At 61.8% G+C, this 18,557-nt stretch carries 16 protein-coding genes and 1 pseudogene; 11 read left to right on the plus strand and 6 right to left on the minus strand.

Features of this window, described 5'->3' with window-relative positions:
• The first annotated feature begins 25 nt into the window (after positions 1 to 25).
• Complete coding sequence (locus YH63_RS16830; protein ID WP_046826612.1) at positions 26 to 1,126, plus strand: COX15/CtaA family protein; 1,101 nt, start codon at positions 26 to 28, stop codon at positions 1,124 to 1,126.
• A gap of 152 nt (positions 1,127 to 1,278) precedes the next feature.
• Positions 1,279 to 2,097, plus strand: a pseudogene (locus YH63_RS16835) (FTR1 family iron permease); the annotation flags it as partial.
• Positions 2,098 to 2,187: 90 nt separating this feature from the next.
• Here YH63_RS16835 and YH63_RS16840 read toward each other — a convergent pair.
• The 3 genes from YH63_RS16840 to YH63_RS16850 form a co-directional block, all read right to left on the minus strand.
• Positions 2,188 to 3,468, minus strand: a complete 1,281-nt coding sequence (locus YH63_RS16840) for an O-acetylhomoserine aminocarboxypropyltransferase (RefSeq protein WP_046826610.1) — start codon at positions 3,466 to 3,468, stop codon at positions 2,188 to 2,190.
• Between the two features lie 157 nt (positions 3,469 to 3,625).
• The gene (locus YH63_RS16845; RefSeq protein WP_046826609.1) at positions 3,626 to 4,210 is read right to left on the minus strand and encodes a CoA-binding protein; all 585 of its coding nucleotides are present in this window, start codon (positions 4,208 to 4,210) and stop codon (positions 3,626 to 3,628) included.
• Between the two features lie 114 nt (positions 4,211 to 4,324).
• Positions 4,325 to 5,149 (minus strand): enoyl-CoA hydratase, encoded by an 825-nt coding sequence (locus YH63_RS16850; protein WP_046826608.1) that lies wholly within the window; start codon positions 5,147 to 5,149, stop codon positions 4,325 to 4,327.
• Positions 5,150 to 5,262: 113 nt separating this feature from the next.
• On the opposite strand from YH63_RS16850, the gene YH63_RS16855 reads away from it, so the two are divergent.
• From YH63_RS16855 to YH63_RS16880, 6 genes are all read left to right on the plus strand, one after another.
• Positions 5,263 to 5,691: a PaaI family thioesterase gene (locus YH63_RS16855; RefSeq protein WP_046826607.1), complete on the plus strand. Its 429-nt coding sequence runs from the start codon at positions 5,263 to 5,265 to the stop codon at positions 5,689 to 5,691.
• 151 nt (positions 5,692 to 5,842) lie between these two features.
• Positions 5,843 to 6,307, plus strand: a complete 465-nt coding sequence (gene rplM / locus YH63_RS16860; protein ID WP_046826606.1) for a 50S ribosomal protein L13 — start codon at positions 5,843 to 5,845, stop codon at positions 6,305 to 6,307.
• Positions 6,307 to 6,783: a 30S ribosomal protein S9 gene (gene rpsI / locus YH63_RS16865; protein ID WP_046826605.1), complete on the plus strand. Its 477-nt coding sequence runs from the start codon at positions 6,307 to 6,309 to the stop codon at positions 6,781 to 6,783. The genes rplM and rpsI overlap by 1 nt, the downstream gene beginning before the upstream one ends.
• A gap of 206 nt (positions 6,784 to 6,989) precedes the next feature.
• On the plus strand, positions 6,990 to 8,255 hold the full coding sequence (locus tag YH63_RS16870; protein WP_046826604.1) for a GGDEF domain-containing protein: 1,266 nt from the start codon (positions 6,990 to 6,992) through the stop codon (positions 8,253 to 8,255).
• A 52-nt stretch (positions 8,256 to 8,307) separates the two neighbouring features.
• Positions 8,308 to 8,541, plus strand: coding sequence for a hypothetical protein (locus YH63_RS16875; protein WP_046826603.1), 234 nt, complete (start codon positions 8,308 to 8,310; stop codon positions 8,539 to 8,541).
• 112 nt (positions 8,542 to 8,653) lie between these two features.
• Positions 8,654 to 8,950 carry an antibiotic biosynthesis monooxygenase family protein gene (locus YH63_RS16880; RefSeq protein ID WP_046826602.1) on the plus strand — a complete coding sequence of 99 codons (297 nt, stop codon included), beginning with the start codon at positions 8,654 to 8,656 and terminating at the stop codon, positions 8,948 to 8,950.
• Between the two features lie 110 nt (positions 8,951 to 9,060).
• On the opposite strand, the gene YH63_RS16885 is transcribed toward YH63_RS16880, so the two are convergent.
• A complete protein-coding gene (locus YH63_RS16885; RefSeq protein WP_046826601.1) occupies positions 9,061 to 10,218 on the minus strand; it encodes an AI-2E family transporter in 1,158 nt (385 codons plus the stop codon).
• A 144-nt stretch (positions 10,219 to 10,362) separates the two neighbouring features.
• Here YH63_RS16885 and YH63_RS16890 point away from each other — a divergent pair, with 144 nt between their 5' ends.
• A complete protein-coding gene (locus YH63_RS16890) occupies positions 10,363 to 11,079 on the plus strand; it encodes a hypothetical protein (RefSeq protein ID WP_137325231.1) in 717 nt (238 codons plus the stop codon).
• 1,258 nt (positions 11,080 to 12,337) lie between these two features.
• Here YH63_RS16890 and YH63_RS16900 read toward each other — a convergent pair.
• Positions 12,338 to 14,713 (minus strand): xanthine dehydrogenase family protein molybdopterin-binding subunit, encoded by a 2,376-nt coding sequence (locus tag YH63_RS16900; RefSeq protein WP_046826599.1) that lies wholly within the window; start codon positions 14,711 to 14,713, stop codon positions 12,338 to 12,340.
• Positions 14,714 to 14,910: 197 nt separating this feature from the next.
• Here YH63_RS16900 and YH63_RS16905 point away from each other — a divergent pair, with 197 nt between their 5' ends.
• Together YH63_RS16905 and YH63_RS16910 are read left to right on the plus strand one after the other, a co-directional pair.
• The gene (locus YH63_RS16905) at positions 14,911 to 15,978 is read left to right on the plus strand and encodes a Ppx/GppA phosphatase family protein (RefSeq protein WP_046826598.1); all 1,068 of its coding nucleotides are present in this window, start codon (positions 14,911 to 14,913) and stop codon (positions 15,976 to 15,978) included.
• A gap of 130 nt (positions 15,979 to 16,108) precedes the next feature.
• Positions 16,109 to 16,798 (plus strand): RlmE family RNA methyltransferase, encoded by a 690-nt coding sequence (locus tag YH63_RS16910; protein WP_046826597.1) that lies wholly within the window; start codon positions 16,109 to 16,111, stop codon positions 16,796 to 16,798.
• A gap of 6 nt (positions 16,799 to 16,804) precedes the next feature.
• Here YH63_RS16910 and YH63_RS16915 read toward each other — a convergent pair whose 3' ends face one another.
• Positions 16,805 to 18,268 carry a DHA2 family efflux MFS transporter permease subunit gene (locus tag YH63_RS16915; protein ID WP_046826596.1) on the minus strand — a complete coding sequence of 488 codons (1,464 nt, stop codon included), beginning with the start codon at positions 18,266 to 18,268 and terminating at the stop codon, positions 16,805 to 16,807.
• Positions 18,269 to 18,557: the final 289 nt, after the last annotated feature.

The following is an 18,557-nucleotide window of genomic DNA, read 5'->3' on the forward strand; positions in this document are numbered from 1 at the left end:
TCATTCAAGGCTGCATTTTCGGATCATGACGACTATCGCGATCGACCCAGAGAAGAGGGCCGCAGGCATGCGGAGCGTCCGCGCGTGGCTGATCGTTGTCGCCGCTCTCGTTGTCTGCACGCTGATGGTCGGCGGCGCAACACGGCTGACGGAGTCCGGCCTGTCGATCGTCGAATGGAAGCCGGTTACCGGCACCATTCCGCCGCTGACGGACGCCGAATGGAGCAGGCAGTTCGAGGCCTACAAGACCATTCCGCAGTATCGGGAAATGAATCGCGGAATGAGCCTTGCCGAGTTCAAGACCATCTTCTGGTGGGAGTGGGCCCATCGGCTGCTGGGTCGGCTGATCGGCGCAGTGTTCCTGCTGCCGTTTCTCTGGTTTCTGTGGCGCGGATTTTTGTCACCCGGACTGAAGCGCAGATTGTGGATCATCTTCGTCCTTGGCGGCACGCAGGGTGCAGTCGGCTGGTGGATGGTGACGTCGGGTCTTTCCGGACGTGTCTCCGTGTCGCAGTATCGGCTTGCCATCCATTTCATGCTGGCTCTCTTTATCTTCTCCGCGATCGTGTGGACGTTGCGCCAGTTGCAAGCTCGCCCGCCGTCGGTTGCGCCAATGCGGGTGAAAGTCACTGGCAGGGTCTTGCTGGCGCTGCTGTTCCTGCAGTTCTATTTCGGCGCGCTTGTTGCCGGGCTGCGCGCAGGCCGTGTGTTCAATACATGGCCGCTGATCGACGGTGCGTTTATCCCCTCGGCCGCGCGGTTGTTCTTCGAGCAGCCGTGGTGGCGGAATTTCTTCGATAATACGCTGACGGTTCAATTCACTCATCGCATGATCGCCTATGCGCTCGTTGCTCTGGCAATCGCCCACGCGATTGATGCGATCCGTTCCCGGACAAGTCCCGCTGTTATCTCGGGCGCGCTCTGGATTATGGCGACGATGATTTTTCAGGCCGTCGTTGGCATCCTGACGCTGCTCAATCAGGTCCCGATCGATCTGGGATTGGCCCATCAGGCCGTCGCGATCGTGGTTCTCACGCTCGCGCTGTTCCACGTCGAGCGGCTGGGCGGGGCGCTGCCGGACAGGACGCCTGCCAAGCTTCGCCTTGTCACCGGCGACGGCGGCTGAATCGAACTATTCTAAAATTGCGAAAATGCCAGAAACCATGGATTACGAGGCATTTCCCTGATTCCTGACTCCGGTCACGATTTGGTGCGGCTCAAGCGGTCTTTAACTTCAATTTTCACCGCGATAGAACGAGCCACCACAAGGGTCGAAGGTCTTTCATGTCCAACGCATTCGTTCAGGCTGCCGTCATTCTGCTGCGTGAGGGACTCGAGGCCATGCTCGTGATCGCAGCGCTCGCGGGTTATCTCAGAAAAGTCGGTGGCGCTCATCGCGTAACCGCGCTTTATACCGGTGCGCTCGTGGCTGTTGGCGCCAGCTTCATTGCCGCGTGGCTGTTCGCAGTCCTCAACTCCGGCGATCACAACGATATCCTCGAGGGAGTCGTGATCCTTTTTGCTGCGGCGTTGATGCTCTACGTCAGCGGCTGGCTGATGGTGAAGCAGGACCCGCGCGGCTGGCAGGATTACCTTGCCACCAAGGCGGACAACGCGCTCTCTCAGGACACAGCGTGGGCCGTCGGCGCGCTCGCATTCTTTGCCGTGTTTCGCGAAGGCGCCGAGACGGTGCTTTTCATCAATGCGCTGGCGGTGACAGAAGGCGGCTGGAGCGCCGGATTGTTCGCAGGTCTGGGAGTTGCAACCGTTGCCCTTGCGGTTTTGTTCTACTTTATCAACCTGATCGCGCGAAAGATTCCACTTCGCCCGTTGTTTGTCGTGACGTCGGCGTTTCTGTTCGCGATGGGCATCAAGTTCATTGGCGAGGCCATTCAGGAATTCCAGGAACAGAGCCTTGTGACCGTCACCGAATTGAAACATTTCGGCTGGCTCCAGTCCCTCGGGCTCAATGCCACTCTTGAAGCCGTGTCGATACAGCTTCTCGTTATTCTTTTCGCGCTGGCGACATTCTCGATTGTTCAGCGTAACGCTCGGCTGACCCGCGAGGACAAGGCTAAAGCCACCGCGAAGACCTGATTTTCAGAAATCCCTTTTGCTCTCTTCAATTGAAAAACGCGGCGCCATGCCCGGCGCCGCGTTTTGCATTATGGGCCTGCGTGAGGCTGGTTAAGCCTTCAGGGCCTGATCGAGATCCGCAATCAGATCTTCCTTGTCTTCGAGGCCGACCGACAAACGCACCACGTCGACACCGGCGCCGGCCTGCGCCTTTTGCGCGTCGTTGAGCTGGCTGTGTGTGGTCGAGGCCGGGTGGATGATCAGCGAGCGTGTGTCGCCGACATTGGCCAGATGCGAGAACAGTTTTACGTTCGAAACGAGGCTGATCCCCGCGTCGTACCCGCCTTTCAGGCCGAACGTGAACACCGCGCCCGCGCCCTTCGGCGAATATTTGCGGGCGAGGTTGTGATAGCGGTCGCCGGGCAGTCCTGCGTAATTCACCCACGCCACGGCAGGATGTGTGGACAGCCACTCCGCGACCGCTTTGGCATTGTCGGAGTGCCTTTGCACGCGAAGACCCAGCGTTTCGATGCCGGTGAGGATCAGGAAGGCGTTGAAGGGCGACAGCGCGGGACCGAGATCACGCAGGCCGAGAACGCGCGCGGCGATCGCGAAGGCGAAGTTGCCGAACGTCTCCTGCAGCTTGATGCCGTGATATTCGGGACGCGGCTCGCTGAGGGCCGGATAGCGGCCGTCACGTGACCAGTCGAACGTGCCCGCATCGACAATGATGCCGCCGATGGAGTTGCCGTGGCCGCCAAGGAACTTCGTCAGCGAGTGAACGACGATGTCGGCGCCATGATCAATCGGCTTGATGAGGTAGGGAGAGGCGAGTGTGTTGTCGACGATCAGCGGCACGCCGGCCTTGCGTGCGATGGCCGCGATGGCCTCGATATCAGTCACTGTGCCGCCGGGATTGGCGATGGACTCGATGAAAATCGCTTTCGTCTTGGGCGTCAGCGCCTTCTCGAAAGTTGAAACATCGTCGGTATCGGCCCAGACCACGTTCCAGCCGAAGCTCTTGAAGGCGTGGCTGAACTGGTTGATCGAACCGCCATAAAGCCTGCGGGCCGCAATGAATTCGTCGCCTGGCTGCAGCAAGGTCTGGAATACGACCACCTGCGCCGCATGCCCCGACGCGACCGCAACCGCAGCCGTGCCGCCTTCAAGCGCGGCGACGCGCTCTTCGAGGACGGCATTGGTCGGGTTGCCGATGCGGGTGTAGATGTTGCCAAACGACTGCAACCCGAACAGCGATGCTGCGTGGTCGGCGTCGTTGAACACAAAAGATGTGGTCTGGTAGATGGGCGTTGCCCGCGCGCCAGTGGTGGGGTCCGGCTGCGCGCCAGCGTGAATGGAGAGCGTGGAGAAGCCCGGCAATCTTTCCGTCATGAGGTGTCCTTCTGAGCGCCGCGAATGGGCGTTGAGATAAATATGCTGCGGGTGGACGCGTCCGCCGTCAAGCCGTCAGCGGCGATCGGCCTCAACTGACAATGAACCTGAAGCTTTCGCAGTTACCCTGAAATGAACGTGCTGCGCCGCGCCGGATTTAGGGCAGGTCGTTCTTGTCCTTGGCGGCGCGGTCGGCCGCTGTTGTCGCTCCGCCGCTCACGCTGCTGCGGTTGAGTGACAGCCGCATGTTGCTGGTGGGAATCGGAGCGCGCTTGGAACTGATGGTGCGCGAGTTGACGCCCAGCCACTGGATTTCCGATGTGAGGCGCGCGTACTCGATTTTCGGGCAGCGGTTCATCACCACCTTGACACCTGCGGCCTCCGCCTTCGCCGCTGCGACGTCGTTGCGAACGCCGAGCTGCATCCAGATCACCTTCGGCAACACCGGCAACGCCAGGGCCTCATCGACGACTGCCGCGGCGGCATCCGAATTGCGGAATACATCGACCATGTCGACGGGGCGGCCGATGTCCTTCAGCGATCCGACGAACGGTTTCCCGACAAGGCTCTTGCCGACCTGACCCGGATTGATCGGGATCATATCGTAACCGCGTTCGACCAGATACTTGAAGGCAAAATAGCTCGGCCGCACATTGACCGGCGAAGCGCCGACCATGGCGATCGACTTCGCGCTGGTCAGGATCGAGCGAATGTAATTGTCGTCGTAAGCGTCGTGGTTCACTTTACATCCATCAAATGTTCATCGTCATTGCGAGCGCAAGCGAAGCAATCCAGAGCAACAAGAAAGAACTGGATTGCTTCGTCGCTTTGCTCCTCGCAATGACGAGCGCAAAATCTACCGGTCTTCCCACTTCGGATCGCGTTTTTCGATGAAAGCACCGATGCCTTCCTGTGCATCGCGCGCCATCATGTTCTCGGCCATTACCTGTGAGGCGTAGGTATAGGCGTCCGCAAGGTTCATGTCAGCCTGCCGGTAGAACGCTTCCTTGCCGACCTTCAGTGTGTAGGCCGATTTCACCGCGATCCTGTTGGCCAGATCGATTGCGGCATCGCGCTCGGAGCCCGCCGGCACCACGCTGTTGACCAGTCCAAGTTCGAGCGCGCGCTGTGCGGAGACATGCTCACCGGTAAGGAGCATGTGCATGGCGTGCTTGCGTGGCACATTGCGTGACAAGGCAACCATCGGCGTCGAACAGAACAGGCCGATATCGATGCCGGGCGTACCAAACGTGGCCTGCTCGGATGCAACTGCCAGATCGCAGGTCGCCACCAGTTGGCAGCCCGCCGCTGTCGCGACGCCTTGTACAGCGGCAACTACAGGCTTGGGCAAGCGAACGATGGCCTGCATCATGTCGCTGCATGATTTCATCATGTGCGAAAAATACGCTCTGCCTTTGTCCGCGTCGCTGCGGCGAGCCGTGAGTTCCTTGAGGTCGTGACCGGACGAATAGGCCGGCCCCTTTGCGGCGATGACGACCGCGCGAATGCTTTTGTCGTCGCGAGTGGCATCGATGGCTTCGTGGAGCGCCGCGATCATCGCTTCTGACAATGCGTTGCGCGTTTTGGGTGAATCGAGCGTGAGCACGGCAATGCTGCCGATGGTCTCGCGCACAAGCGGCGAGGGTGGCTGCGATTGAGCACGTGATGTTTGCGCTGTCATGGTCTTTAGACTCAGATTCCAGGTTCGCTTTTTAGGTTCCGTCAGGCTCGCTATCGTGCTCACCCTAAGATACAAAACCGTCACATACGAGAGCAGTGCAGGACATACGTTCCATGAACAAGCCGAAGATGACCGTGGCAGAACTCGAAGCGTTTCTCCACAAGGAGTTTCCGCAGGCTTTCGCCAGTGGCGAAATCCTGATCGAGAGCGCTGACGGCGCGACCTGCCTGCTGCGGCAGCCCTACAGCGAGCGGATGCTTCGTCCGGGCGGCACGGTCTCTGGTCCTACGCTGATGGCGCTGGCTGACTTCGCAATGTACGTCGTACTGCTCTCGGCGATTGGCCCTGTTGGGCTCGCGGTGACCACCAGCCTCAACATCAATTTCCTGCGCAAGGGGCAGCCCGGTCAGGACGTGCTGGCGGCCGCCAAGCTGATGAAGCTCGGCAAGCGCCTCGCTGTCGGGGAAGTGAGCCTGTTATCAGGGACTTCGCCCGATCCGATCGCACATGTGACCTCTACATATTCCATTCCGAATACTTAGTGATTTTAATGGTATTATTGCACCATATTTATAAGCCAATGTTTTTACTGCATAATTTTCCACTAAATGACATTGACGCGCGCGGGCGGGTTATCTAGAAACGCGCCAGTTTGGCGATTGCGCCGAACGTACAATTTCACGGATCCCTCACATGAAGACGTTTTCGGCAAAACCAGCCGAGGTCACCAAGAAGTGGGTGCTGATCGACGCCAAGGGTTTGGTCGTTGGTCGCCTCGCGACGTTGGTTGCCATGCGTTTGCGCGGCAAGCACCTCCCGACCTACACCCCCCACGTCGATTGCGGTGACAACGTCATCATCATCAACGCGGCTCACGTCGTCCTCACCGGACGCAAGCGTGAGAACAAGGTTTACTACAACCACACCGGGTTCATCGGCGGCATCAAGGAGCGCACCGCAAAGTCGATCCTCGAAGGTCGCTTCCCTGAGCGTGTCGTCGAGAAGGCCATTGAGCGCATGATCCCGCGCGGCCCACTTGGTCGCGTGCAGATGGGCAACCTGCGCGTTTACGGCGGTGCTGAACATCCGCATGAGGCGCAGCAGCCGGAAACGTTGGACATCGCATCGATGAATCGCAAGAACATGAGGGCCGCATAATGTCCGATACCATGCAGTCTCTCGATCAGCTGTCCGCGTTGAAGACCGCGGCGCCAGATGCTCCGAAGTACGAAAAGAAGGTCGACAAGCAGGGCCGCGCCTATGCCACCGGCAAGCGCAAGGACGCCGTTGCACGCGTCTGGATCAAGCCAGGCTCCGGCAAGATCGTCGTCAACACTCGCGAGGTCGAGGTTTACTTCGCTCGTCCGGTGCTGCGCATGATGATTCAGCAGCCGATCGTCGCCGCTGCCCGTCAGGACCAATACGACGTGATCTGCACCGTCGCTGGTGGCGGTCTGTCGGGTCAGGCTGGTGCCGTGCGTCACGGTATCTCCAAGGCTCTGACCAACTTCGAGCCGGATCTGCGCGGCGTCCTCAAGAAGGGCGGCTTCCTGACCCGCGACTCGCGCGTCGTCGAACGTAAGAAGTACGGCAAGGCAAAGGCCCGCCGGTCCTTCCAGTTCTCGAAGCGCTAATCGTTTCGTTCAAATTTTCCGCAATCGCGGGACAAAAAGGGCGCCTTCGGGCGCCCTTTTTGCTGTTCCAGATACAACCGAATTGCAGCGATTTTTCCCGAAAATTTTGTGACCGCCGCAAACGGAGTGCCAAGACACCGTTGCTAGCCTCCACAATGGCTGAGGGGGCTATTCCGGCTCCGTCTTATTTTAGCGCTGCATAGAAAATGCCAGCTGGCACACATTTGTCTTTGGACATTTCGACGCTCTATCTCGTGGCTACGCTGGCGGCGGCGTCGCTTGGCGTGATGCTGCTGTTCTTCTGGCGTCAGGAGAAGATCGCCGCACTCGGCTGGTGGGGCGCGGCCTATATCCTCGGTGCGGCATCGGTGGCGCTGTGGACGGTGGGCGGCGCTGAACTTGGCTGGGAGCTTTCGCTCGCGGTTAACGCCGTCGGCTTCATTGCCTGCGGCCTGGTATGGGATGCGGCGCGGGCCTTTCACGGCCGTCCTGCCAGTTGGATCGGCGTAATCGCCGGACCGGCGCTGTGGATTGCGGCTGTTGTGGCGCTTGATCCAATCGATCCGGAAATCCGGATGATGCTCGGCGCCGGCATCGTCGCCGTCTATGCCGCGCTGACGGCCGGCGAGTTGTGGCGCGAGCGGCGCAAGAGCCTGCGCGCACGCTGGCCGGCGATCGTCGTTCCAGTGATGCACGGCGTCGTTCTGATGCTGCCGATCGTTCTGGGCGACATGTTCCGGCCCGGCAGCGCAACGAGCATGGGGCAGGTCTGGGTCGCGGCGTTTGCTGCTGAACTGGTGCTCTATGCCGTCGGAACGGTGTTCATCATCTTCATGCTGGTTTCTGAGCGCACGGTCAGCGCCCACAAGACCGCGGCCTCGGTCGATCCGCTCACGGGCCTGCTGAACCGGCGCGGCTTTGGCGAAGCGACATCGCGCATGATCGAGCGCGAGGCCAAGGCGGGACGTCCCGTGACGGTGATGATCTTCGATATCGATCACTTCAAGTCGGTCAACGACCGCTTCGGCCATGCCGCAGGCGATGACGTGCTGCAGGTGTTCGCCAACGTCGTCGTCGGATCATTGCGTATCACCGATCTCGTCGGCCGGGTCGGCGGCGAGGAATTCGCAGCGCTGCTGCCGTGCTCGATCGAGGAAGCGCTGCTCGCGGCGGAGCGGGTGCGCGAAGCCTTCGAGACTTCAGGTGTGGCAATCGACGATGCGCCGCTGGAAACCACAGTGAGCATCGGTGTTGCTGGCGGTCCCGCAAACACTGAACTTGAAGTGCTGATGGCCTCGGCCGATACCGCGCTCTATCAGGCCAAGCGCGGCGGCCGCAATCGCGTGGAAGCCGCGATGGAGCAGCCGCTGTCGCTCGAGAACGCCCGGCGGAATCTCGCGACAAGCGTCGTTCGGCAGCCTGCCGACGGCGAAGTCGGCCACGCAGAGCCCGCGATGGAAATTCGCATCTAACGTCAGATGTGTTGCTAACCATCTGTTTACCATGCGCGCCTTACCATGCGGCATGACCATCGCAAGCAGCCACGATTCCCAATCCGATCTCACCGCACTTGAGGCGAGCGCTGCGTCCGCGCGCGCGGGCTTCGCCTGCATGTTCTCGACGTCCGATGAATACGAGAACGCCCTGATCACCGCGCGCCGCGCCGAGGGCCGCTACGGGTCATCATTCGACTGGCAGCCGGTGGTGCTTGGCGGTTGTACATTGGTGCTGCTCGGCGTGCTGGTGACGTTTCTCTGAGGGCTGATAGCTTCGCGGTATCGACACGACAGGGCACCGTTGGTGCCCTTTGTCTTTTCCGGCCGGTGATTTTGCGCTAGAGCCGCTGGGTAACCAGAAAGGGCGGAAGACCATGATCACCGAAATCGCACAGATCGAAATCAAGCCGGGCAGCGAGAAGGATTTCGAGGCGGCCATCGCCAAGGCGCAGCCGATTTTCCAGCGCTGCAAGGGCTGGAAGAGCTTCGAACTGCATCGGTCGATCGAGAAGCCCTCGCGCTATCGGCTTCACATCAAGTGGGAAACCCTCGAAAATCACACGTTGGATTTCCGCGAGTCGGCCAACTTCACGGAGTGGCGCGCGCTGGTCGGGCCGCATTTCGCTTCGCCGCCGGACGTCGAGCACACCAACACGGTGACGAGCTTCTAATAACGTTCGTCACGCTAAACGTCATTGCGAGGAGCGTCAGCGACGAAGCAATCCAGTCTTCTTTGTTGCTCTGGATTGCTTCGCTTCGCTCGCAATGACGATAGTATTCGTCAAGCCATCTTGAACTCGGGTTCGCGTTCGTCGCCGTCTTCGCGCAGATACGTGATGATGACCTTTACGATCGCCATCAGCGGCAGCGCCAGCGCCAGTCCCCATAGCCCGAACACGACGCCGAGCAGGATCTGGAACGCAAACAGCGTCGCAGGTGGGATGTCGAGCGCCTGCCGCTGGATGATCGGCGTCAGGATGTAGCTCTCCAGCGCATGCACCCCAAGAAACAGCACGAAGGCGCTGAACGCTGCGACCCAGCCCGAGGCGAGGCTTGCCAGCACGATAATCAGCCCGCCGATCAGCGCGCCGACGGTCGGAATGAACGCGAGCAGTCCGGCCTGAATGCCGAGAATGAAGGCGCTGTCGATGCCGATGATCGACAGGCCGATCCACGTCACGAGGAACACGGCGGCCATCGTGATCATCTGCGCGATCAGCCAGCGCTCCAGCGTGTCGCTGATCCGGTCGACCACGACGGTCACATTGGCGCGATGTCTCTTTGGCGACAGCGCCAGCAAGCCCCTGCGATAGACGCTCGGCTGGGCCGCGAACGATAACCCCAGGAACAGCACGATGAAAAAATTTCCGACGGCGCTGACCGTGCCGAGCAGCAGCTTCAGCGTCTGGCTGACGATGGCGCCGCCGCCGGAGGCGAGGGCGCCTGCGCTCGGCAGGTTTTTCGGCAGGCCCGGCGGAGGGGTGGGGGCGGCGGTTGCCGGTGTGTCTGCGGTGGCGACCGCCGCGGCCGTCGCGGTGGGACTGCCAAGCTCGAGATAGCTGGTGTCCACGCCATGCTGTTCAAGGAAGCTTTTGACCGTCGCGAGCTGCGATTTGAGGGTGTTGCTCAGGACGGCTGCCTGCCGGGCGATGGTCGAGCCGCCGAGAAAGACGACGCCGGACAAGAGGCCCGCCAGCACGACGCAGACCAGTGCAAGGCGCAGCGCGTGCGGTCCGCCCATGACCTTTTGCAGCAGATGCGTCATGGCGGTGAGGGCGACGCCGAGCAGGATGCCCGCGAACACCAGAAACAGCGTCGCCGCGTAGTACCAGGTGAACAGCAGGAAGGCCGCGAAGGCGACGATGCCGATGCCTCCCACCGCAATGGACCATGCAAGGTCGCCACGGGTCTGAGCTCTGGTCTCGATAGGGGCTGACACGTGCGGTCCTCTTGCGTTATTCCGGCGCCAGTCTTTCCCGAAAGGCCGCGCCGGATCAAGAGAAGATGGCGTGACAGCCGCACGGCCAGCGCTTAATCCTGCTCGCGGCGCAGCCGGACTGCGCAGAATCAAAGGTCTCGCCGTATGAAGTTCAGGAAATGGATCGGCCTCGCCGTGCTGCTGGCGGCGCTGGTGATCGGCGAGCGGATCTATCTTTACCGGCCTGACCACAAGTACCGCCTCACGGTCGAGGTCGAGACGCCCGGCGGCGTCCGGCCGGCATCCGGCGTGTTCTCGGTGCATCCCAATCGCGCCTATGGCGGCTCGGGAAGCGGACCGGCCGGGCCTCGCGTCAAGGGCGACGCGGTGTTTGTGGATCTCGGCAACGGGCGAAATCTCGCAATGCTGCTGCTCCACGGGATAAATCCGGCAGAAACCGACGGCATGAGCTATCTGCCCATGCGTGCGTTCGCCGCGGCGGGACGGCGGATCGATTTCCGCGATGTGAAACGGCAAATCGACAGCGTCCCCGTCGCGGGTGAACTGATCCCGACGCTGGTGACGTTCGCGGATGTCGCGAACCCTGCGTCCGCCCGCGCGGTGGATCCTGCCAATCTGGCGGCGGCATTCGGGCAGGGGTTCAGGCTGCGCGGGATGTCGCTCCAGATCGTGCCGTCAGGACTCTGGCCGCTGGATTTCGGCGGCGTGTTGGGTGAGCCGGTGACGCGGCAGATTCAGACGCAACTGCCGTGGTCAAACGATCCGGTAAAGGCGGCTGCGGCGCTCAATGCGGCGGGAATTGTCGCCGTGCCTCCGGCGGATGCGGGCTTCAGTCCGGTGCAGGCCTTCCGGCGGGAGTAGCAGGCGCGGTCGGCTTCTTTTCACACACGCATTTGCTTCCTCGTTGCCGCGAACACTTTCTCCGGTTGTCCCCGCGCATCTCTCTCCGCGTCGTCCCCGCGAAGGCGGGGACCCATACTCCCTAAATTCTCGATTTGTGAGAGATGCTGGAGCGATCTTCTGGCCATCACCATGACGTTCGGTGGTTATGGGTCCCCGCCTTCGCGGGGACGACATCGTGGTGTAGCGAGCACCTTACTTACAGTTCGTCATGGCCGGGCTTGACCCGGCCATCCACGTCTTTGGAGTTCGCCACGAGTTACAAGCAAGACGTGGATCACCGGCACAAGCCCGGTGATGACGATCGTGGGCATTGAAGCGCCGTGCGTCATTCCGCATTCCAGATTCGATTTTCAAACAGCCACTTCCGTTCAGCCACGCATCATCGTTCTCGCGCAACGCGCGAGGTGAGCTTTTAAATGTGCCCCGAAATGAGGGGCATGGAGCGCCGCGAGGCGCAAATGTGGTGTCTCGCTTCCTCTTGCGATGAGGAAGCGCATCGCCTTGCGGCGCTCCATTCCGGCGATTTTGGGCGAGGGGACCGTACTTCCGGGTGAGGACGGACGCTTTCACGTCCTGATCCGGCCGGCTTTCGCCGCCTTCGTCCTCACCGACGTCCAGCCGCGAACGGCAGAGCCACGTAGTTGGCCCGGACGGTGACCCCAGCCTCCCGGACGACATGTGTGCGAGACACGCGTGCAGGCGCCGCATCCTGCTCCGCCTCATGAGCGCCCTCGAGAAGCGCCCCTCACGAACAGGACGTGCCGAACATAGGAGAGCTTCAGAGTGCGGGGATTCGTATCCCCATCACGAAATATTTCGGCTTACGTGTGCTCGATATTATCCGCCGTCATTCCGGGGCGCGCGCCTTCGCGCGAGCCCGGAATCCATACCCGCGATTGCAAGCCAGTCATGGATTCCGGGCCTGCGCCAAGAGGCGCATCCCGGAATGACGAGCAATAACAGAATTGTGCAGTCTGGATTGCTTCGCTTCGCTCGCAATGACGGGGACGACGGGTGTGTGCGTGTTGCGGGTCGTCTCGCTCATTGCGTTTGTCATCACCGGCCATAGCCGTCTGAAGGACGGCGTCGCTTCGCTCGCCTATGTGCCGGTGATCCCGATCAATCTGGTGGGTGTCTCTAAAATCGGGATGCCCGGAACAAGTCCGGGCATGACAGTGTGTTTGTCGAAGGCTCGCGAAATTTACGGAGCCTCCACTCACGCCGTCTTCGTTTTGCGCCCGTCCTGGATCGCGCGCCAGACCTTTTCAGATGTGAGCGGCATGTCGATTTGCGTCACGCCTTCATCGGATAGCGCATCGAGCACCGCATTGACGATGGTGGCGAGGCTTCCGGCGCAGCCGGCTTCGCCGCAGCCCTTGGTGCCGAGCGGATTCGATGTCGCCGGCGAGGGATGACTGTCCAGCGTCATCGATGGAATATCGCCGGCGCGCGGCAGCGCGTAGTCCATGAACGAGCCCGTCACCGGCTGGCCGTTGTCGTCGTAGGTGACGCACTCCATCAGCGCCTGTCCGATGCCCTGCGCGACGCCGCCGTGAATTTGCCCGGCGACGATCATCGGATTGACCACGGTGCCGAAATCGTTGACGCCGCTGTAGCCGACGATGCGTACGACACCGGTGTCCGGATCGACCTCGACCTCGGCGACATGGCAACCGTTGGGGAATGTGGAAGGAATGCCCTGTGTGGTGTGATCGACATCGAGCGAGGAGGACGCGCCATCGGGCATCTTCGAATCCCGAAGCTTTGCCGCCAATTCCATGATGCCGATACCGCGGTCGGTGCCGGCGATGGTGAATTGTCCATTGGCGAACTCGATGTCGCCTTCTGAGGCCTCCAGCACATACGCCGCCGCCTGCTTGCCTTTTTCAATGACCAGCTTTGAAGCTTCAACGATGGCGGTGCCGCTTGCGGTGATCGAGCGCGAGCCGCCGGTGCCGTTGCCGGTGTGAACGATGTCGCTGTCGCCCTGCGTCAGCTTCACCGCGTCGAACGGAATCCCAAGATGCGTCGCCAGCACCTGAGCGTAGGGCGTCGCATGGCCCTGGCCGTAATCGAGCGTGCCGGTGATCAGCCGCACCGATCCGTCAGCTTCGAACACGATCTTGCCAAGTTCGGCGCTGGGCGGCGCCGTGATTTCGAGATAGGAGCCGACCGCGATGCCGCGCAGCTTGCCGCGCTTGCGGCTCTCTTTCTTTCGCTTGGCGAAGCCCGCGACGTCAGCCTGTTCCAAAGCCTTGTTGAACACGCCGGGGAAATCGCCGCTGTCATAGGTCAGGCCGTTCGCGGCAGCGAAGGGAATGTGCGACGCCTTGATGAAATTGCGCTTGCGCAGCGCCAGCCGATCGAGGCCCATTTCATCGGCGGCGCGATCGATCAGCCGCTCCATGAAATAGTTGGCTTCAGGCCGGCCCGCGCCGCGATAGGCGCCCATCAAGGTGGTGTTGGTCAGCACGCACTTGATATCGACGCCGATCAACGGCGTGCGATAGACGCTGTTGATGTTCTTGGCGATGTTGAGCGACAGCGGCAGCGGCGCGACGCCTGTGATGTAAGCGCCGAGATTGCCGTAGCCACGCACGCGCACGCCGAGAAACGCGCCGTCCGCAGCGAGCGCGAGTTCGCAATGCACGTCCTGCGCGCGGCCGTGACTGTCGGAGAGAAAGCTGGTCGAGCGCTCGTCGGTCCACTTCACCGCGCGTCCCAGTTCGCGCGCGGCATGCAGGATGCAGATGTATTCAGGATAGTTGGTGTTCTTCATGCCGAACGATCCGCCGACATTGCGGGTCCGCAGATGGACCTTGTCGTTCGGCACGTTCAGCGTTTTCGCCAGCGACAGACGGTTACCGGCGACGCCCTGGGTCGGGACTTCGATGGTGAAGCGCTGGGTCTTCCTGTCGTAGCTCGCCAGTCCCGCGCGCGGCTCCATCGCAACCACGGCGAGGCGGGTGTTGACGATATCGAGACGTGTGACATGCGCGGCGTTTGCGAACGCGGCATCGAGCGCGACATCGTCGCCGGAATGATAATCGAGCACGACATTGCCGGGGATGTGATCATAAAGCAGCGGCGCGCCGGGCTTCGCGGCGTCCCCCGCGCTTGTGACCGAGGGCAGCGGTTCGATGTCGACCACGACCGCTTCACCAGCGTCGCGGGCTTGCGCCAGAGTCTCAGCCACGACGAACGCAACCGGATCGCCGACGAAGCGCACCTTGTCGGTCATCAGCGGCAGGCGATTGGTTTGCAGCAGCGGCGAGCCGTCGCGGTTCTTCAGCGGCAGGCCGACGCTGAACGGCGTGTATCCGGCGCTCGCGAGATCCTTGCCGGTCCAGACACCGAGCACGCCGGGCATCGTGCGCGCTGCTTCCACATCGATGTTCTTGATGAGGCCGTGCGCGTGGCTGCTGCGGACGATCCAGGCGTAAGCCTGGCCGGGCAGATTGATGTCGTCGGTGTAGGTTCCCTTGCCTCGCACCAGCGTATCGTCTTCCTTGCGCCGGACAGGCTGCCCGACGCCGAATTTTTGCAGTGCGATATCATTCTCGGCCGAGATACCGGATGGGTGATCGAGCATGGGAAATCCGCTGAAAATGACGGTCTGGCGACAGAAAAGGCCGTTCGGGACGCTGACAGTCCTTGAAGTAGGTCAGCAAAAACAGAACCGCAATGTTCGATTGGGTATGCTGCGGTTGCGCCGCCTACGTACGCTGTTAGACTTTGTTTGAACAGAGTTGCCGCGGCGCGGGGCTGACGCCGCAGGGATGGAATTGCATGACTGAGGATGTGCGGCTGCACGACGGTTCCGGACCGTCTGTCGGCCCGCCAGCAGCGATGGCTGAAGAGGCGCACGGCCGCGGGGAGACCCGCGTTCATGGCGCCGCCTATGCCGCGCTCGATCTCGGAACCAACAATTGCCGGCTGCTGATCGCGCGCGTCTCGAACGACGGATTCCGCGTGATCGATTCGTTTTCGCGCATCATCCGGCTCGGCGAGGGCATTTCGACATCGGGCCGCATCAGCGACGCTGCGATTTCGCGGGCGGTGGGCGCGCTCGGCGTGTGCGGCGACAAGATTCGCGCCAAGGGCGCGAAACGGTTGCGCACCATCGCGACCGAGGCGTGCCGCGCCGCCGACAATGCCGACGCATTTCTCGACCTGATCGCGCGCGAAACCGGGATCAACCTCGAAGTCATCGACCGCGAGACCGAGTCGACGCTGGCGGTGATCGGCTGCTCGCCGCTGCTCGATACCCGCGCGAAGGGCGCGATCCTGTTCGACATTGGCGGCGGCTCGACGGAAGTGGTGCGGATCGAGCGTCCGGCCGGCAGCCCGCACGCGGCGCCGGTGAAGGGGCCATGGGTCTCGCTGCCGCTCGGCGTGGTCACGCTGGCGGAGCGCTTCGGCGGCATGCATGTCACCCGCGAGTCGTACGGCGAGATGGTCGGCGAGGTTGCACGTCATCTCGCGCCGTTCGCCGCACAGCACGGCCACGATCTGTCCGGCATGCATCTGCTCGGAACATCCGGGACCGTCACGACGGTCGCGGGCATCCACCTTGGTCTGTCGCACTATGACCGGCGACGGGTGGACGGTTTGTGGATGAACGACGCCGACATGGACCGCGCCATCAAGCGGCTGCTCGACATGAGCTATCAGGACCGCGCGCGAAATGCCTGCATCGGCACCGAGCGGGCCGATCTCGTGCTGGCCGGATGCGCCATTCTCGATGCGATCCGCAAGGCGTTTCCGCTGCCGCGCCTGCGGGTCGCGGACCGCGGTCTGCGCGAAGGCATGCTGGTCGAGATGATGCGGGCCGACGGCGCAATCCCTGCGTCCTGAGTTCCTTTAGATTCCGTGACGCAGCGGCGAAAACGTCGTAAGGGATGCGCAAGCGCATTCATTTCGGGCACGATCCTTCCCGAAACCGGTTCCCACTTTTCGGGGATCATGCCCCTGGAAAGCACTTCCCATGGCGAAAGACACCACCGGACGACTGCATGTGACGGTGAAGTCCGGCGGCAAGCGCAAGCTATCGTCGAAACTCTGGCTGGAACGTCAGCTCAACGATCCTTACGTCATGCAGGCCAAGCGTGACGGTTTTCGCTCGCGCGCGGCTTACAAATTGCGCGAAATCGACGACAAGCAGCGCTTCCTCAAGCAGGGACAGGTCGTGGTCGATCTCGGCGCCGCACCCGGCGGATGGAGCCAGATCGCGGCAAAGCGCGTCGGCGCGCTGGAGGGCCGGGGCAAGGTCGTCGCCATCGACCTGCTGGAAATGCCGGAACTGCCCGGTGTGCTTTTCGCGCAGATGGATTTTCTTGACGATCGCGCGCCCGAGAAGCTGCGCGCCATGATTGGCGGCGGCGCCGACGTCGTGATGTCGGACATGGCGGCGAACACCACGGGTCATCGCAAGACCGACCAGTTACGCATCATCGGTCTGGTCGAAAGCGCGGCAGCGTTCGCCTGCGAAATCCTCAATCCGGGCGGCACGTTTCTGGCGAAAGTCTTTCAGAGCGGTGCGGAGGCAGATTTGGTGGCGCAGCTCAAACGCGATTTCACCACGGTGAAGCATGTCAAACCCGCCGCCAGCCGGCAGGATTCATCCGAGCGCTACGTGATGGCGCTGGGATTTCGGGGTTCAAATACACCGCAATAAGCTCGTCTACCCCAGTTTCTGGTCGCGGGCGTCGTGGGTTGATTCCGCTGCGGCGGCTTCGGCGGCTTGCGGGGTCTCGACCTCCGGCACCCGATGCCCCGAGATTTCGTGGCCGGCATCCTCCGGTAATTTCCAGAACGAGTAAGCCGACAGCGCCGACAGCACAGCGACGATCAGGAACGCCGGCCAGAAGTCGTTCGCGCTGAGTTCCACGGAATGGTTCGCGGCCATCGTCGCCTCGACCGCGAACGCGCCGACCGCGACGCCCGCCGAAATCGCGAGCTGCTGGTTGACGCTCACAAGGGTGGTGGCGCGGCTCATTTCGTCGGGCGAGACTTCCGCATAGGCCATGGTGTTGATTGCCGTGAACTGCAGCGAGCGGAAGAAGCCGCCGACAACCAGGATGATCATGATGAGCAGCAGTGGCGTCGCAGGCGTGAACAGCGCGCAGGCGGCGAGAAAGAACGAACTCACCACGGCGTTGATGACCATGATGTTGCGGAAGCCGAAGGTGCGGATGATCCGTGCCGCCAGCGCCTTCATGCCGAGCGCGCCGACGGCCGAGGCAAACGTCACCATCCCCGACTGGAACGGCGAGAGGCCGAAGCCGACCTGCATCAGCAGCGGCAACAGGAACGGCAGCGCGCCGATGCCGAGGCGATACATGAAGCCGCCGGTGAGGCTGGCGCGCAATGTCGGATGCTTGATCAGCGTAAAATCCAGCACCGGCGACGCGGTGCGCTTCGCATGCCAGAGATAGAAACCCATCGCGATGCCGCCGCCGACAATCAGCGCTGTCACGACTCCCCACGACAACAGGCCAAGACCTGCGACCGACAGGCCGAAGGCGAGACCGGCGACGCCCAGTCCTGCGAGCACCAGTCCGACACCATCGAAGCGCTCGGGATTCTCGCTCTTGATCGGATCGATGTATTTCAGCGCGAGCCAGATGCCGAGCAGCCCGATCGGAATGTTGATCAGGAAGATCCAGTGCCACGAGAAGTAGGTGGTGATGAAACCGCCGAGCGGCGGCCCGATCACCGGACCGATCAGCGCGGGGATGGTGACCCACGCCATCGCGTTGACCAGCGCGCTCTTGTCGATGGAACGCAGCAGCACGAGCCGCCCGACCGGCGTCATCATGGCGCCGCCGATGCCCTGGATGATGCGTGCGATCACGAAATGGGTGATCGACGTGGACATGGCGCAGCCGATGGAGCCGACCATGAACACGGCGATGGCGACGCTGAACACCGCGCGCGCGCCGAAGCGGTCGGCGGTCCAGCCGCTCGCCGGAATGAACACCGCAAGCGACAGAAGATAGGATGTGATCGCGAGCTTCAGCGTCAGGGGACTGGTGCCGATGTCCGCGGCGATGGCGGGCAGCGACGTCGCAATCACCGTGGAATCCATGTTTTCCATGAAAAGCGCACAGGCGACGATCAGCGGTATCAGGCGTTCCTTCTGCATCGGCTCGGCTTTGTGGAAGGATCTGCCGACATGGCGGCGACAAGGGGCGAACCACCCCAGATAGGCCAGTCTTGCGGGGCAGGGTCAATAAACTCGTCGTGAAGCGCCCCTGTGTGGAAAAGACCGCTGTTAGATGGGCTTTCGCAGGTGTCCCATGCGTAAAAACCGCTGATTTCAGAGCGAAATGCTTTGAAACGTCATCCCTTCATGCTATCGACCACCGCCAACCCCATTGATGGGCTTCGATTCGAGCGACGTACCCGCGATCGCTCGATTTTGCACATCCTGA

Origin of the sequence: Afipia massiliensis (assembly GCF_001006325.2) — a bacterium.
GTDB lineage: Bacteria > Pseudomonadota > Alphaproteobacteria > Rhizobiales > Xanthobacteraceae > Afipia > Afipia massiliensis_A.